This is a genomic window from Fluviispira multicolorata, from assembly GCF_009208585.1.
Taxonomy (GTDB): Bacteria; Bdellovibrionota_B; Oligoflexia; order Silvanigrellales; family Silvanigrellaceae; genus Silvanigrella; species Silvanigrella multicolorata.
The window spans coordinates 382,573-398,153 of record NZ_WFLN01000006.1 but is presented as its reverse complement, the minus strand read 5'-3'; the positions used below and the strand labels follow the sequence as shown (position 1 = coordinate 398,153).

The window sequence follows — 15,581 nt, the reverse complement described above, 5'->3', positions numbered from 1 at the left end:
AGTGTATAAGAAGATGTGCTCAAGATCTCTTGCTTGAAGAGCTGTTGACAATAGGTTAAGCAAAATGTTGTATGCGTGAACTTCTTCAAAGGTGGACACATGTTTAAAAAGTGCAATCGTTTTTTCTCATCTGACGTCCAAGGTTCAAATTCAGAAATATCTGCTGAGTTTGAAAGAGACAAATTGGCTGCAGCTTTACTTGCAGTAAGTGCAGCTCAAATCGATCCTGATATAGGATGGGTTCAATTATCCTTTTCGGGTGAAAAAAAAGTCATAATATCTTCTATAAGTCATAATTTAGCAATCAAATGTGAAATTGAGACACCCCATAATGGTTTTGGTGTCATAAAAGTTTCTGGTAAGCAGTTTTCTGATTATGTGAAACAATTACCTTCTACAAAAGTTTCATTAAAAGCAGAACTTCCATCTCGTATTCACCTCCGCTGTGGAAGAAGTTCAGCAAAAATTCAGCTTGTGCAAGATCAATCCCAAAGTAAAATTGATATTCCAGAATCTGGAACTGTCGTTAAAATTAAAGGAAGCCAAATTGAAAAATTTGTTTCAAGTTTTAAAGATTTTGTATCGGTAGATGACAATCGTTTTTATGCTAATGGAGCTCTTATTTGGGCTGAAAAAGACTCAACAAAGGGAGCTGTTTTGCATTCTGTTGCAAGTGACGCTCTGAGATTAGCAAAATCGACTTTATATGAAGGTGTAAACATTGAAAATCTCGATGCAAGTCAAGTGCTTGTTCCAAGAAAGGCTCTTGAAGAACTCAAAAGAGTTGCTGGTCTTGAACCCGAAACTGAGTTTCTATTAAGATGGCATGATAAAGAACTCTTTTTTGCAATAGAAACTTCTGAATATACAATGTTTGCTAAATGCATTGCAGGTCAATATCCACCCTATGAAGCTGCAATACCTCAAAAAATTAATATGGAAATTCAAGTTGATCTTAAATCAATACAAGATAGTGTAAAACGTTCGCTTCTATTTGCAGATAAAAATAAGATTATGAAGCTTCATTTTGAAAACTCTCTTTTGACGATGGCAAGTTCAACTCCTGGTCAAAAAGAAGGCGAAGAAGTTATAGAAATGAATTCATCCATATCTTCTCCTTTTGAAGTAAACTATAACGGTTCTTTGATAACAGGAATTTTAGGTGTTATTTCTGGATCTCGAGTACAATTTGCTTGGGAAAATATGAATAGACCTGTTAAAATTACTGGCGAAGAACAAAGAGGAATTGAAGTTTTTTATCTGCTTGTTCCTGCACGTTTTTAATATTGTTTAAAGTTTTAAATTTTTTGATTGAAGAAAAGAGCTATGTTTAAAAAACACAATTTATTTGTTTGCGATCCTAAAAATAATGAAAAAAATGATGATGGTTATGGCTCCTCAAATATTACTGTACTGGAGGGTTTAGAAGCCGTTAGAAAAAGACCTGGGATGTATATTGGAAATACAGGTACTATAGGGCTTCATCATCTTATTTATGAGGTTATTGACAACTCTATTGATGAATTTTTAGCAGGGCACGGATCTCAAATTGATATCACTTTACATCTTGATGGTAGCGTAACAGTGTCTGACAATGCTCGTGGTATTCCAGTGGATAAACATCCTTCTGGAAAAAGTGCACTTGAAGTTGTTATGACTGTCCTACATGCGGGCGGTAAATTTGATAATGAAATTTACAAAACTTCAGGTGGTTTACACGGTGTGGGTGCTTCCGTGGTCAATGCTCTTTCAAGTCATTGCCGCGTAGAAGTTAAGAAAAATGGTGGTGTTTATGAACAAGAATACAAATGTGGTATTCCAGTTTATAGCGTACGCAGAATTGGTGATACAACTCATCATGGTACAACGACAACTTTTAAGCCTGATATTACAATTTTTCAAGAAACCACAGAATTTAGTTTTGATTATTTAAGCGGTCGTTTGCGTGAACTATCTTTTTTAAATAAAGGTATTTGTATTCGATTGATTGACGAAATTAAAGATAAAACACAAGAATTCAAATATGAAGGTGGCTTGGTAAGTTTTGTTGAATATTTAAATCGCAGTAAAGTTGTAATACATCCAAAACCAATTTATATGACGACTGAAAAAGAAGAAACTGTTATAGAAATTGCTTTGCAATGGAATGATAGTTATTCTGAAAGTGTTTATTCCTATGCAAATAATATTAATACAGCCGAAGGTGGCGCGCATTTAACAGGTTTAAGGGCCGCCTTAACACGTGTTGTTAACCAATTAGCGTCTAACGACAAAGGTGTACAAAATTTAAAAGAAGGTCTTTCTCCTGAGGACATTCGTGAAGGTTTAACAGGTGTTGTTCATGTTAAATTACGTGATCCACAATTTGAGGGGCAAACTAAAAATAAACTTGCGAATTCTCGTATTCGTACACTTGTTGAAAGTTCTTTGAACGAAAAATTAAGTGATTATTTTCATGAGCATCCAGACATTGCAAAGAAAATTGTTGCAAAAATTGTAGATGCGGCACGTGCACGTATTGCTGCGCGTAAAGCAAAAGAATTAACACGCCGTAAAAGTGCACTTGATTTAGGTGGATTGCCTGGAAAAATTGCTGACTGCCAAGATAGAGATCCTGCAAATTGTGAGCTTTTCATAGTGGAAGGTGACTCAGCAGGAGGTTCTGCTAAACAAGGTCGTGATAGAAAAACACAAGCTGTTTTACCATTAAAAGGTAAAATATTAAACGTAGAAAAAGCAACAACAGATAAAATGCTTTCAAACCAAGAAATACGTTTACTTGTTCAGGCCCTCGGTACGGGTATTGGAAGGCATGACAGTGAAGTTGATATTTCTAAACTTCGTTATCATAAAATTGTAATAATGACAGATGCGGACGTAGATGGGGCACATATTAGAACCCTTTTGTTAACGTTCTTTTATAGACAAATGAAAGAAGTTATAAAACGTGGTCACTTATATATTGCACAGCCTCCATTGTATAAATATAAAAAACAAAAAACAGAACGTTATTTGAAAGATGACACAGAATTAGAAAAATTCTTAGTTGAAACAGCTATGCAAGATGCATCAATATTAGATGGAAATGAAAAAACTATTGAAATGTCTGTTGTTAAAAATATGCTGATTTGTGTTGAACGTAGAAATAAAATAACAAATATACTTTCACGTAGAAGAAGCTCGGTTGCTGTAAATTATCTTGCAAATCATCAACAACTCAATCCAGAAATATTCTATAAAAAAGTAGATTTTGAAAAATTTATTTCTGATATGAAATTACATTTTTTAAAATATGGACATATTCATGCGAAAATAGATTTTGATTCTGAACATAATAGATATTTTGCAATTGTTGATATCCAATTATCAGGCAAACCATACCACTTTAAATTAGACTTTGATTTTGTAAGCTCTACAGAGTTTGAAGAACTAAAGCGACTTTCTAATCAATTAGACTCTACATTTACACTGCCTTTAAAGTATTCTCACGATAAAAAATCTCGTATAATTACTTCATGGGTTGAATTAAGAGAGTTTTTATTATCTGATGGTAGAAGTGGTGCATATATTCAACGTTACAAGGGTCTTGGTGAAATGAATTCTGAGCAGCTCTGGGAAACTACAATGCAGCCTTCTTCAAGACAATTACTTCAAGTTACAATTGAAGATGCAATGGCAGCTGATGATATATTTTCTATGTTAATGGGTGATGATGTCCCACCAAGAAAAGAATTTATTGAATCGAATGCATTAAATGTCAGAAACCTTGACGCCTAAATTAAAAGTAACAAAAAGTTGGAAAAAAGATTATGTCACAAGAAAAAGCAAATGTTGTTACCGCAAATATTAATGATGAAATGAAAAATGCATACCTTGATTATGCAATGAGTGTAATAGTAAGTCGTGCGCTTCCAGACGTTCGTGACGGTATGAAACCTGTTCATAGAAGAGTTCTTTATGCTATGTATGAACAAAATAATGTTCATAATAAGCCGTATAAAAAATCAGCTCGTATTGTTGGTGATGTTCTAGGTAAATACCACCCTCACAGTGATACATCTGTTTATGATGCACTTGTTCGTTTAGCACAAGATTTTTCAATGCGTTATCCATTAATTGATGGTCAAGGAAACTTCGGATCCATTGATGGAGACTCTCCTGCAGCAATGCGTTATACCGAAGTTCGTTTGGCTAAAATTTCTGAATCTTTAATGGGTTCAATTGAAGAAGACACTGTTGATTTTGGTCCAAACTACGACAACAGTGAAGTTCAACCTCTTGTCTTGCCTTCTGTCTTACCACAGCTATTAGTCAATGGACAAAGCGGTATTGCTGTAGGTATGGCAACAAATATTCCACCACATAACTTAACAGAAGTTCTCGATGCACTTATTTTTATGATTGAAAATAAAAGCTCTGTAACGGTTGAGCAAGTTATGGGCTATGTTAAAGGACCTGATTTTCCTTCTTATGGAATGATCTGTGGTTTAAAAGGCATTCATGACGCTTATCGTACTGGAAGAGGAAGTGTTGTTGTTCGTGGAAAAGCAGCCATTGAAGCAACAAAAAATGGTAGAGAACAGATTATTGTAACTGAACTTCCTTACCAAGTGAATAAGTTAACATGGATTGAAAAAATAGCTGAGCTTGTAAAGCAAGAAGAAATTCAAGGAATTTCTGATATTCGTGATGAAAGTAACAAAGAAGGTATACGCGTTGTTATTGAAGTTAAAAAAGGTGAAAATGCTGAGGTTTTATTAAACCATCTTTATAAACGCACACGTTTACAAGACTCATTTGGCGTAAATATGGTTTGTATTGTTCGAGGTGCTCCTCGACTTTTAAACTTAAAAGAATGTCTTGAATATTTTTTAGATCACCGCCTTGAAGTGATTACGCGACGCACTACTTTTAGATTACGCAAAGCACAAGATCGCCTCCATATTTTGGAAGGTTTAAAGATTGCTGTTGATAATATCGATAAAGTTGTTGCAATTATTAGAGCTGCTGCAAGTCGTGACGATGCAAAAGAAAAATTAATTTCTGCATATGCACTTTCAGAAAAACAGGTTACAGCAATTTTAGACATGCGTTTATCCCAATTGACTGGATTAGAACGTGATAAAATTATCTCTGAACATAAAGAAACATTAATTATTATTGCAGATTTAAAAGATATTCTTGAAAAGCCAGAAAGAGTTAAAGCCATTGCTAAAGAAGAATTTATTAATTTAAAAAATTCACATGGTGATAATAGAAGAACAGAAATTGCTACTGAAGCAGGTGATGTAGATATTGCAAGTCTGATTCCGCCAGCAAATGTATTTGTTACTTTTTCTAGTACTGGTTATATTAAGCGTGTAAATCAAGATGAATTTAGAATCCAAAATAGAGCAGGTAAAGGTAAAACTGGAGCTGCATTAAAAGAAAATGATGTCGTTAAATTTACTTTCCATGCACATACACATGACTATGTATTGATGTTCTCTAACTTAGGTAAAGTTTATAGTTTTAAAGTCTATGAGCTTCCTGAAGCGTCTGCAACAGCTCGTGGTAAATCTATTAACCAAATTCTAACAATGTCTAGTAATGAACAAATTACTGCTATGTTACCTGTGAAAGAATTTACTGAAAATCAGCATATTCTTATGGTAACAAAAGAAGGAGTTATTAAGAAAACTGAACTTTCCTCTTTCTCAAATATTCGTGTGGGAGGTTTGCGTGCTGTTACCTTAGAAGAGGGGGACACACTTGTCTCTGTTAAAATTACAACCGGTAAAGATGAAGTTGTTATTGCTACAGCTCATGGGCAAGCAGTTCGTTTTAGTGAAGTAGATGTCCGTAGTATGGGACGCACTGCGCGTGGTGTGAAAGGAATTACTCTTGACGAAGTAGACAAAGATTTTGTTGTTGCTGCTGAAGTTGTAAAACCTGAAGAATGTGTTCTCGTCGTAACAGAAAATGGTTATGGCAAGAGAAGTAAGTTAGAAGAATATAGAAAAACAAGCAGAGGCGGAAAAGGTGTTAAAACTATAAAAATCAGTGAACGCAATGGAAACGTCATAAGTATGATGTCAGTCAATGCAGAATCCGATATTATGTTAACCACCAATACAGGACGTGTTTTAAGAATTAAAGTAAGCTCATTACGCGTTATGGGACGTGTGACCCAAGGTGTTTGCCTTATGCGTATTTTAGATGAAGAAAAGATTGTTTCTGTTTCAACTCCAAGTGAGTTTGACGACACTCCTGTAACACAAATTGAATCAGTTGAAGAAGTAGAGTGAATAAATGGACAAAACTTGTTTTTTTTTTAGATCTTCGTATTTGATTACTTTGGCTTTAACGACATCCTGCGGGTTAAGACAATTGCCTCCACCAATTGGCAATAATATGTCTTTCCCCGGAGCAATTGTTGCTGATACTACGAGTAGTTTTTTATTGTTAAATACGTCTGCAAATGATGACTATTCAGACGGAAGTATTCATAGATATGCTGTTGATATATTTGGAAATATATCATTGAGTTCTGTTTTTTCAGTTAAAAGTCACGGAACTGAACTAACTACTTCTTCAGACGGAAAACTTGTAGCTTTATCTTTTGATGATTCTAAATCAGATACAGAATTGCAATTTCTTAATTATTCTAACTCCGCTTTTCCTCTTATAAGTCAATCTATTACATTGCCAAGTACAGGTGGAAAACAAACCATAAAAAGACTTGGGACCTTTACTAGAACTGCTGATGCAAATAATTATTATGTTTATGGAACAATTATAACTTCTGCAAATTTAGATGGAACTTTTGCAAATATTCCTCCAAGAACTTTTCTTACTAAGGTTAAGAAAGATTTTAGTTCAGCACCACAGCTATTATTTATACTTTCTTATGGGTTAAATGATCCATTATCACTTGTTAAACAATCAACAGCTTCTGATTCATTAAAGTCTTCAATAAGTATACCTTATACTTTTGGTTTTGAAGCTCCTACATACGATTCAACACATGATTTATTTATTGCTTTCCCAACAGGAACAATGGGAAATCTTGCAGGAAGTTCTATAAATAGTTTTCCAGTGTTGCCAGAGCCTTTATCTTATTTTGGAAATAGTAATTATACTCAATGTACTACAATAAGATGTCCAGATTTTCGTGCTGTTTCGTTAGCAGCTGTTTTGTTAACAAATATTGATGCAAATAAAACAATAAATGAATCAACTTTTTTTGTTCCTTTAGGCTGGAATCAAAATGGAATTCCTTATGCTGCAAAATCAAATGGAATTGATATTGTTGCTTCAAATATTAACTTAAAAGAAGATGATATAAAATCTTTTTCATTTCAAAATCGTTTTTGGTCATCTTATTGGGCTAATTCAGTAAATGCAGGAACGAGTGCTGCAACTTGTTATCCTTCTACCGCAACAATAACTGGAAACCAATATGGAACAATTACAGATAATAGTTTGTTTGTTGTAAAAAATGGGACAAATGCAACAATCAATAAAAGTGATAATTCTTCAAGTGGTAAAACAGGTTATGGTGGAGAAATATTTTTAATAAATGGGCTTGATGTTCTTAACGCAAATATTAATTCTATAAATACAGCTAGAAATGCAGCATCAAACTTAAATACAAATGATTTTTCAAGTCTTGCGCCATATCAACTTATAGATCCATACAATACTGTAACTAATTTGAACGCAAATTGGTTATTAGGTTCAGCGTCAGGCACACCTAAGAATGCTGGGCCATTGACATTTTATATGTATTCGAGAACATCAAACATAGATTTATTTAAAAATATAAATTCAGCAGTTCCAAAAATGAGCGTTTTAAATTTTGGTGGCTCAACTTGTCGTCCTTATTGGTATAGAATGACTGCAAATGTTTCTACTTGGGGATTAGACAGTTCTTGGCTTGGGAATAATTTCAAAACAATTACACCGTCAAATACATTTCCTGGGACAACAAACGATCCTACTGCACCAGATTACTATTCGTTTCCCTCAGCTTCGGGAGCACAGCTGTGTACAGATGTTTCCTTTGTAAGTGGAACCCCAAAAGTATTTTGTGTAAATTTTTTGACTTCTGAAATTACGAAATATAACGTTTCTTCAACGAATTCAGTTTTTACACCATTTTAATAATGAAAGAATCTATCATGAAAATTTTTATTGATTCTGCAGATATTAAAGAAATTAAAGCAGTTGCTGAACTTGGAGTTTGTGATGGAGTTACGACAAATCCATCTCTCATTGCAAAATCAGGACAAGATTTTAAAACAGTATTAACAGAGATTGCAAATATTATTCCAGGACCTATTTCAGCAGAAGTTATTTCATTAGATTCAAAAGGGATGATTAAGGAAGCTGAAGAGCTTGTTAAACTTGCAAATAGTATTGTTATTAAGCTCCCATTAACAGAAGACGGCTTAAAAGCGTGCAAATATTTAAATGGAAAAGGCATTAAAACGAACGTTACCCTTTGTTTTAGTGTAGGCCAGGCTTTGCTAGCTGCTAAAGCTGGAGCAACCTATGTTTCTCCATTTATTGGAAGACTTGATGATATTGGTGAAGAAGGTATTCATTTAATAAAAGAAATAAGGACATTGTATACTTCTCACAAAGTTGAAACTAAAATTCTTGCAGCGAGTATACGCAATCCTAGGCATGTTTCGGATTCTTTTATATCAGGTGCTGATGTCGTTACATTGCCATATAAAGTTTTATTTCAACTGTATTATCATCCTCTAACTGAAAAAGGATTAATTCAATTTATTGAAGATTGGAAGAATTCAGGACAAAGAAGTATTCTTTCACAGTGATATCTATAATAATTTAAAATTAGAAGTTATAAATTCCAATGAGTCTTTTTATATGCACAAGTAATCAAGGTAAATTAGCTGAATTTTCAAACATGCTCTCAGCAGAGAATAAAATAATTGGTATACGTGATTTAAAAAAAATTGAAAGTATAAAACAAATAGAGGCTATTGAAAATTCAGATTATTTTTTTTCAAATGCTTTGATTAAAATTCTATCTGCATTGAAATACATTTCAGATAATTTTAAAATTAAAGAATTTAATGAAATAGAAAAGATAATTGTCGATGATTCTGGATTGTGCGTGCCTGCTTTAAATTTTTTGCCTGGAGTTCACTCCGCTACTTATGCTGGTTCTCCTAAAGATGATACTAACAATCGAAAAAAATTGATTTATGAAATAGGTAATTTGGGATCTACAACTGATTTTCAAAATGAAAAAAGAACGCCTGCATTTTTTGTTTGCTTTTTAATTGAAATAGCAATTAAAGATCTCAAAAGTAATAGTATTATAAATTATAATATTAAAGATGCAAAATCACTTGTAAATAAAAATATTATAGAATTCGAAGAAAAGTGCTTACATAAAGTAGATTTTAATAGTGATGGCGGATTTTTTACTGATAAAATCTCAATACCCACTTTAATTCCACAATTTATTAGTAATTTTATTCTCAATATACACTATGGATTTTGTTGTGGGGAAGTCTCAAATAGCGAACAAAACTTAATTCAAGGTGCTGGTCATGGGTATGATTCTTTATTCTATTCTGTATCAAAAAAGGATTTATCTTTTGCAAGTATAACAATGGAAGAGAAAAATGCAAAAAGCCATAGAGCATTTGCAATGAAAGCTATGCGTGGGGACTTTTAGTCACAATATCATCTTTAAATGAACTTATTTTTTTCATAACTGAATCAATATCTTCCCAATCAAATTTTTTTTCTGCTAATGTTTCTTTTAATAGATTTGCTGTTTCATTAAAATCTTTTTCAGATATATTTAGTTTTCTATGCATATTTTTAATAGTTGAATTGTCATATTGTATAGGACCACCTAAAAGTGCGGATAAAAACTTAACTTGATGAGACATTAATTTATTCATATCTATATTTTCGAAATAGTGAATTAAATTTTTAGATTGTAAAACTTTTTCATAAAAAACAATAACAATAGCTTCTAATGCTTTGCTGCCGCCGTATTTATCATAAATATTTTTTTTCATTATAACTCAATTCTTATGTTGTAATTATATCATTTTTAAAAGATGCAACCACTTCCATTATTTTATCTATATCTGGTTTTTCTAGTTTTGATTCAACAAGGGTTTCTTGAAGTAAGCCAGCAACTTCTGTAAAATCTTTGATAGGAATTTTTAAAGCTGCATGCGCTTTCTTTAAAAGTTTTGAGTCATACATGATGGGTCCACCCAAAACAGTAGTTAAGAATTTTGTTTGATGATCAATTAGTCTAGATAAGTCAACATTTTCAAAATAGTGGATAAGGTTTTCAGAGTTCATTATTTTTTTATAGAATAAACTTACAACTGAATGCAAAACTGTATAGCCACCATATTTGTCATAAATACTTTCATTCATTTTTACTCCTTTAGATACTAATTGAGCACTTCAACGGCTATTGCAGAAATATCATCCTCTAGAGCTCGCGAATCAAATGAGGATAAAATAGTTTCTTTTACTTGCAGCATAATTTCTTCAACGGGTATTTTTTGCATGAACAAATTTTTTAAAGTATCTTTTAATCTTTTAATACCAAATTCTTCTCCATTTGATAATCCTTCAATAATACCATCTGTATATGCAAATAGGATATCACCAGCTTCAATACTTATATTTTGCTCTGTAAGATTTAAATTTTCAGAATATCCAAGTTTACTTCCACTGTTTCCAATAAGTTTAATTTCAATTTGTCCACTGGAATCTAATTTACTTCGTTTAAGAAGTAATGGTGGATTGTGTGCTGCTGAATAAGAAATTATATTCATTTTCTCTTTTGAAATAACCAAAGCAAGCATTGTCATGACTAATTTTTGATTACTTAACTTGAGAATAATTTTGTTAAAATCATTTAGAATAAGAGTTGGATTTGGAAAATCAGATTTTTCATTTATTACTTTCAAAAGATGTTTTTCATATATTCCTGTAATAACTCCTGCTAATAAAGCCGATCCAATACCATGACCAGTAATATCACCTATATAAATATGAGCTTCTTTTTCATTTACATAATAGTTATACCAATCTCCTCCAATTGAAACAGCAGACTGATAAAATGAAGAAATTGAAAAATTTTTAACTTTTAGATTTGGAAGAGGAAGAAGTGATTTTTGAATACTACTCGCCATTTCTAGGCTATCTTTCATTTGTTTTTCTTTGAGTAGATTGAAGTCATTTATCATTTTAGAAAATGAATTCATAATATATTCATTTTCTTTGATTTTCATATTATTGAACCCATAAATTATTGAAAATTCATCAGAGATTACATTTATATGGAATTCAAATGGAACATTTTTAATTTTTTTTAGAGTACAATTATATTCGAATTTTTTTTCTGGTAAAGATAGAATATTTTTTAAATCAACTTTTAAAAAAATGTCGATTAAATTATCACTTATTCCTTTAAATAAAGAACTAAAATCATTATTTTTATTTGTTATATTAAAATCTTTTTCATTAAAAATTGCAATTGGAATTTTTATGGATTCTAAAATGTCTTCAATTTTAATTATCATTCTTTTTTACCATTTATTTGTTTATAAAAGATTGATTTATTTTATAAGCATAACAGTAAAAATATTATGAGTTAATTAGAGTGCCAATATTTTATTCAAAAAAGATTAAACTAGATAAGTCAATATTTTGGCAAATTTCTTATAATAAATTGAGAGGAGATTTTTTTATTCGTCATCGAATTGAGTTATTCTTGGTCCCCAAGTTGCTTGTTTCGTTTCATAGATCGGAATATTCAAAGCTTTTTGATAAGCCCCATCTTTCGCCATATAATAAAGTTTATGGGTCCCTAAACGACCTCCTGAAGAAGATCTATCTGATTGAAATAAAATAAATCGACCGTCAGGTGAGAATGAAGGTTTTTCGTTATCACCTTGACTGAGTGTGAGTCGCTCTATTCCGGTTCCATTTGAAGCAATTTTAAATAAATCCCAGAGATTTATATCTCGATCATAGCTTGCAAATACAATTGTTTTGCTATCTGGACTCCAACATGCACTTGCATTGTACCAGCCTGCATAAGTAAGTCTCGTTGTATTTCCAGAACTGAGATCTTTTACAAAAATCATAGGTTTCCCATATTTTGTACTTGTATAGGCTATTGATTTTCCATTAGGCGAAAAAGCCGGTTCTACTTCAATTGCACTTGTAGAAATAAATGATTTTTTATTTCCACCAAACTTATTTGTTGTGAATATATGAGTAGATCCATCTATTGTGCTAGCTGAATATGCGATTAAATTTCCGTCTGGTGACCAATTGGCTCCTGAGCTGTTGCCTGTTCCAGAAATTGCGCGTGTTTCTTGTTTAGTTAAAAGATTGTAAATATAAATATCTGGTTTGCCGGATTTGAATGACGTGTAGACTATTTTTGTTCCATCATTCGACCAATTGGGGCTTAAATGAACAGCTCTGTCTTCAGTTATTTGTCGAACATTACCACCATCAAAATCAGCAGTAAATATTTGTCCATTTGCATTTTTATCTTTTTTTCCAACAAAAACAATTTGCGACATAAATGGTCCTGCTGTTCCGGTTAAAGCTGCAACTGAAACGTCTGCAAATCTTCTTAATGCCATGTCGGTCGATTTTATTGTTAAATTATTATACATTTTTCCAATTAACTGAATTTGAGATTTTACATCAAATAATCTTAATTCTAAATTAAAGCGAGTTTGATTTTTAGCTTTGGTAAATTTACCAAGGATGACAAACTCTGCTTTTAAAGCTTTCCATTGAGCTGTCTGAAATGGTTGAAGAGCTACAGTTTGAGAAGTTAAAAGAGCTTCCTGTGGAATAAATTCAAACCAATTTGTAAAACTTAATATTGAAGTTAATCTTTTAGAGAAATTATTTAATTCGTTTGAGTTAATTGAAATAGTTTTTTCTGACAATGCAAAGTTTGGGATTGCCATTCGAATTTTTCTTACATTTGGAGCCCCCACTTCGATAGTATTGTCTAATTTTGATTCATCAACAAGATCATCGTTACTTAATAAAATATTTGAATTATTCGTTGAAATTTCATCTGATTGAATATTATTTATACAACTAATACTAAGGAGAAATGTGAATAGATATAATTTTTTTATTTTAAAATTTAATTTCATAAAAGTCCTTTTATTGAACACTTTTTGGTGTAAAACCTGCATCTAAAGTAACAGGTGGTTTTATATCTTTAGGTGGAATTTCTTGTACAGGAAATGTACTTTCTACTGAGTTTAAAACTAGTTGATCAAATTGTGAGTTTCCGCTTGTCTTAAGTATTTTAGCTTTTCCAATTAAGTATCCATAGGAATTAACTGTAAAAATAACGCGAGTTCTTAAGGCAGGTGTAAATGCAGATCCTTCGGTTGTGCTCCAATTGAGCTTTAATTGCCTTGCAATATATGCCTTATAAGAATTATAACTTTTTGAACTGATTTTTCCATTTATAACGCCTGAAGGTGCTGCTGCAAATGGACTGTTTGGAATATCGCTTGGCGTTGAAAATGGAGAGTCAGGCAAATTATTTATATTATTTTTACTGCCTTCAGGTTTGTCATCATCTGCATTGCGAACTCCTACATTTTTTCTAACGTCTTCTTTTCGGCTATCTAATTCTTTTCTTTTTAAATATTCTTCTAAATTAACCTTTTGCTTATCTTGATCAGGAACGGGGCCTATTGGTTTTTTTAAATCTGTTTTTAGTTTCTCATTATTTTCATTAATGTCTTTTTTATTTTGCTCTTTTAGAATTAAATCTTTTGATTTGTCTGAAATTTTTGGGGTAGTTTTTTCTATTTTTTGTTGAGTAACTGGAGTTGTATCTGGGGTTATATTATTTGTTAATTGAGGTAATTCTCTAATTGTCTTTGTTGCTTCGCGTTCGCCAACTTCATCATCTTTTTGGGAAGTTTGTTTTGTTTGCGCAAAATTTTCACTCATTCCAAAAGTAACTTCTACGATATCAGGGGGCACAGATTGAAAACTAAATATATATGAAAGAATAAAATAACTCAAAATGAAAAAAATATGAATTACTATGGATTTTATAAAGTGAGATTTATTTGGATAATAAAGTATTTTTACTTGATCAGGTGATAAAAATGGGATTTTTGCAGTTGTACCTATAATATCAATGATAGGTTGTTTAATTTTCTTCTGTAATGGTAAATCAAGAGTTTTGACAAAACGGGGACCTGGAAATATATTATTTGTAAAATCATCTTCAATTGTTCTTGAAAATAAAATATTGGTCTTTGTATCATAAAATGCTTTTCCATATTTAAGCATGTTTTTTTCATCGACTTCAGGAAAACGATTTGGGTGATCTAAAAGTAGATTATTTTTTTTCATTTTTTATCACGTTTATTTTCGCCAACCATGCCAATTCGTTCTACCCCTGCTCTTTGGGCAGCTGTCATAGCATTCATGACTTTGCCGTATGGAACACCATCATCTGCTCGGATAAATATAGAGGGATGTTCGTCATCTTTAACAGAGTTTTGAATTTGAGAAACAAGATTTGTTTCTTTTACAAGATTTTTTCCAATATAATATTCACCCTTTTTATTTATAGAAATAACGAGTGATTCTCCGGAAAGTGTAAGTGATTTTGCTTGAGTTTTTGGAAGTTGAACATTAATTCCGGAAATTGCAAATGGTGCTGTAACCATAAAAATTATAAGTAAGACAAGACAAACGTCCACAAATGGAGTCATATTAATTTCTGAAATGAAATTAGCCTTGCGTCTACTTTCTCCAACGTCATTTTCGCTATCAAGATGAAATGACATGAATGTTTCCTTTTAATTATTATCTTGATCTGGTTTTATTGTGTAGTGTCTCTCTAAAATATTTATAAAATCGGATGAAAATCCATCGAGTAAAACAAGATGCTTTTTTATTTTACTAATTAAAATATTGTAAAAAATAACTGCTGGAATAGCTACAAAAAGGCCAAGAGCTGTCGCAATAAGTGCTTCAGAAATTCCTGGAGCAACAGCTGCTAAGCTTGAAGCACCGTTTGAACCTATATCATGAAATGCGCGTATAATACCGACCACTGTTCCAAATAAACCTATAAATGGTCCTGCAGATGCACACACAGCTAAAATACTTAAGTTGTTGCCAAGATTAGCTTCCTCAATCATTTTCTGACGTGAAAGAGTTCTTTTTACGGTATCAAATATGACAGAACTGGTTGATCCTCTTTTTTCACGTGTCTGTAAAACCCGAATCATTTCATTAAAACCTGAGCGAAAAACTTCTCGCGCAGGGCTATATTCCATGTCTTTAACTCTTAGGTTTAATTCAGAAAGACTTTTTGCTTCCCAAAAATTAGTTAAAAACTTTTCTGAGAGTCCGTGCATTTCTTTCAAAACACGCATTTTACTAATAATAACAATCCAGGCCCAAATACTCATAATTGCAAGTAATACCATTATTGCAATTCCAATTGGACCTCCATGGAGTATAATTGAAAACCAATCAATTTTTGTAGATTGCGCTACTGTTTCCAT

At 32.0% G+C, this 15,581-nt stretch carries 13 protein-coding genes; 6 read left to right on the top strand and 7 right to left on the bottom strand.

Translation table 11 applies throughout. The features are described 5' to 3' along the window. Positions 1-99: 99 nt before the first annotated feature. The 6 genes from GCL57_RS08120 to GCL57_RS08095 are packed head-to-tail and all read left to right on the top strand — an operon-like array spanning position 100 to position 9,697. The gene (locus tag GCL57_RS08120) at positions 100-1,284 is read left to right on the top strand and encodes a DNA polymerase III subunit beta (protein ID WP_152212855.1); all 1,185 of its coding nucleotides are present in this window, start codon (positions 100-102) and stop codon (positions 1,282-1,284) included. A gap of 42 nt (positions 1,285-1,326) precedes the next feature. Then, positions 1,327-3,777 carry a DNA topoisomerase (ATP-hydrolyzing) subunit B gene (gene gyrB / locus GCL57_RS08115; RefSeq protein WP_152212854.1) on the top strand — a complete coding sequence of 817 codons (2,451 nt, stop codon included), beginning with the start codon at positions 1,327-1,329 and terminating at the stop codon, positions 3,775-3,777. A 32-nt stretch (positions 3,778-3,809) separates the two neighbouring features. Continuing rightward, positions 3,810-6,287: a DNA gyrase subunit A gene (gene gyrA, locus GCL57_RS08110; RefSeq protein WP_152212853.1), complete on the top strand. Its 2,478-nt coding sequence runs from the start codon at positions 3,810-3,812 to the stop codon at positions 6,285-6,287. Between the two features lie 4 nt (positions 6,288-6,291). Next, on the top strand, positions 6,292-8,145 hold the full coding sequence (locus tag GCL57_RS08105) for a hypothetical protein (RefSeq protein WP_152212852.1): 1,854 nt from the start codon (positions 6,292-6,294) through the stop codon (positions 8,143-8,145). Positions 8,146-8,162: 17 nt separating this feature from the next. Next, entirely contained in the window at positions 8,163-8,825 is a 663-nt protein-coding gene (gene fsa / locus GCL57_RS08100) for a fructose-6-phosphate aldolase (RefSeq protein WP_152212851.1), read from the top strand. 38 nt (positions 8,826-8,863) lie between these two features. Next, positions 8,864-9,697, top strand: a complete 834-nt coding sequence (locus GCL57_RS08095; protein WP_152212850.1) for a non-canonical purine NTP pyrophosphatase — start codon at positions 8,864-8,866, stop codon at positions 9,695-9,697. Here GCL57_RS08095 and GCL57_RS08090 read toward each other — a convergent pair. The 7 genes from GCL57_RS08090 to GCL57_RS08060 form a co-directional block, all read right to left on the bottom strand. Continuing rightward, positions 9,678-10,049 carry a group I truncated hemoglobin gene (locus GCL57_RS08090; RefSeq protein ID WP_152212849.1) on the bottom strand — a complete coding sequence of 124 codons (372 nt, stop codon included), beginning with the start codon at positions 10,047-10,049 and terminating at the stop codon, positions 9,678-9,680. The two genes, GCL57_RS08095 and GCL57_RS08090, sit on opposite strands and share 20 nt — an antisense overlap. Before the next feature lie 13 nt (positions 10,050-10,062). Beyond that, on the bottom strand, positions 10,063-10,422 hold the full coding sequence (locus GCL57_RS08085; protein ID WP_152212848.1) for a group I truncated hemoglobin: 360 nt from the start codon (positions 10,420-10,422) through the stop codon (positions 10,063-10,065). Between the two features lie 17 nt (positions 10,423-10,439). After that, positions 10,440-11,579 (bottom strand): PP2C family protein-serine/threonine phosphatase, encoded by a 1,140-nt coding sequence (locus GCL57_RS08080; RefSeq protein ID WP_152212847.1) that lies wholly within the window; start codon positions 11,577-11,579, stop codon positions 10,440-10,442. Positions 11,580-11,744: 165 nt separating this feature from the next. Next, positions 11,745-13,187: a PD40 domain-containing protein gene (locus GCL57_RS08075; protein WP_161597665.1), complete on the bottom strand. Its 1,443-nt coding sequence runs from the start codon at positions 13,185-13,187 to the stop codon at positions 11,745-11,747. Positions 13,188-13,197: 10 nt separating this feature from the next. Then, positions 13,198-14,415 (bottom strand): TonB C-terminal domain-containing protein, encoded by a 1,218-nt coding sequence (locus GCL57_RS08070; protein ID WP_152212845.1) that lies wholly within the window; start codon positions 14,413-14,415, stop codon positions 13,198-13,200. Continuing rightward, positions 14,412-14,855, bottom strand: coding sequence for an ExbD/TolR family protein (locus GCL57_RS08065; protein WP_152212844.1), 444 nt, complete (start codon positions 14,853-14,855; stop codon positions 14,412-14,414). Before GCL57_RS08065 ends, GCL57_RS08070 begins: the two co-directional genes overlap by 4 nt. 12 nt (positions 14,856-14,867) lie before the next feature. Beyond that, positions 14,868-15,581: a MotA/TolQ/ExbB proton channel family protein gene (locus GCL57_RS08060; RefSeq protein ID WP_152212843.1), complete on the bottom strand. Its 714-nt coding sequence runs from the start codon at positions 15,579-15,581 to the stop codon at positions 14,868-14,870.

What these genes read in the sequence shown, in the direction of transcription:
- GCL57_RS08120 (WP_152212855.1), top strand. Translation starts at nt 100, where the DNA reads ATGTTTAAAAAGTGCAATCGTTTTTTCTCATCTGACGTCCAAGGTTCA.
- gyrB (WP_152212854.1), top strand. Translation starts at nt 1,327, where the DNA reads ATGTTTAAAAAACACAATTTATTTGTTTGCGATCCTAAAAATAATGAA.
- gyrA (WP_152212853.1), top strand. Translation starts at nt 3,810, where the DNA reads ATGTCACAAGAAAAAGCAAATGTTGTTACCGCAAATATTAATGATGAA.
- GCL57_RS08105 (WP_152212852.1), top strand. Translation starts at nt 6,292, where the DNA reads ATGGACAAAACTTGTTTTTTTTTTAGATCTTCGTATTTGATTACTTTG.
- fsa (WP_152212851.1), top strand. Translation starts at nt 8,163, where the DNA reads ATGAAAATTTTTATTGATTCTGCAGATATTAAAGAAATTAAAGCAGTT.
- GCL57_RS08095 (WP_152212850.1), top strand. Translation starts at nt 8,864, where the DNA reads ATGAGTCTTTTTATATGCACAAGTAATCAAGGTAAATTAGCTGAATTT.
- GCL57_RS08090 (WP_152212849.1), bottom strand. Translation starts at nt 10,049, where the DNA reads ATGAAAAAAAATATTTATGATAAATACGGCGGCAGCAAAGCATTAGAA.
- GCL57_RS08085 (WP_152212848.1), bottom strand. Translation starts at nt 10,422, where the DNA reads ATGAATGAAAGTATTTATGACAAATATGGTGGCTATACAGTTTTGCAT.
- GCL57_RS08080 (WP_152212847.1), bottom strand. Translation starts at nt 11,579, where the DNA reads ATGATAATTAAAATTGAAGACATTTTAGAATCCATAAAAATTCCAATT.
- GCL57_RS08075 (WP_161597665.1), bottom strand. Translation starts at nt 13,187, where the DNA reads ATGAAATTAAATTTTAAAATAAAAAAATTATATCTATTCACATTTCTC.
- GCL57_RS08070 (WP_152212845.1), bottom strand. Translation starts at nt 14,415, where the DNA reads ATGAAAAAAAATAATCTACTTTTAGATCACCCAAATCGTTTTCCTGAA.
- GCL57_RS08065 (WP_152212844.1), bottom strand. Translation starts at nt 14,855, where the DNA reads ATGTCATTTCATCTTGATAGCGAAAATGACGTTGGAGAAAGTAGACGC.
- GCL57_RS08060 (WP_152212843.1), bottom strand. Translation starts at nt 15,581, where the DNA reads ATGGAAACAGTAGCGCAATCTACAAAAATTGATTGGTTTTCAATTATA.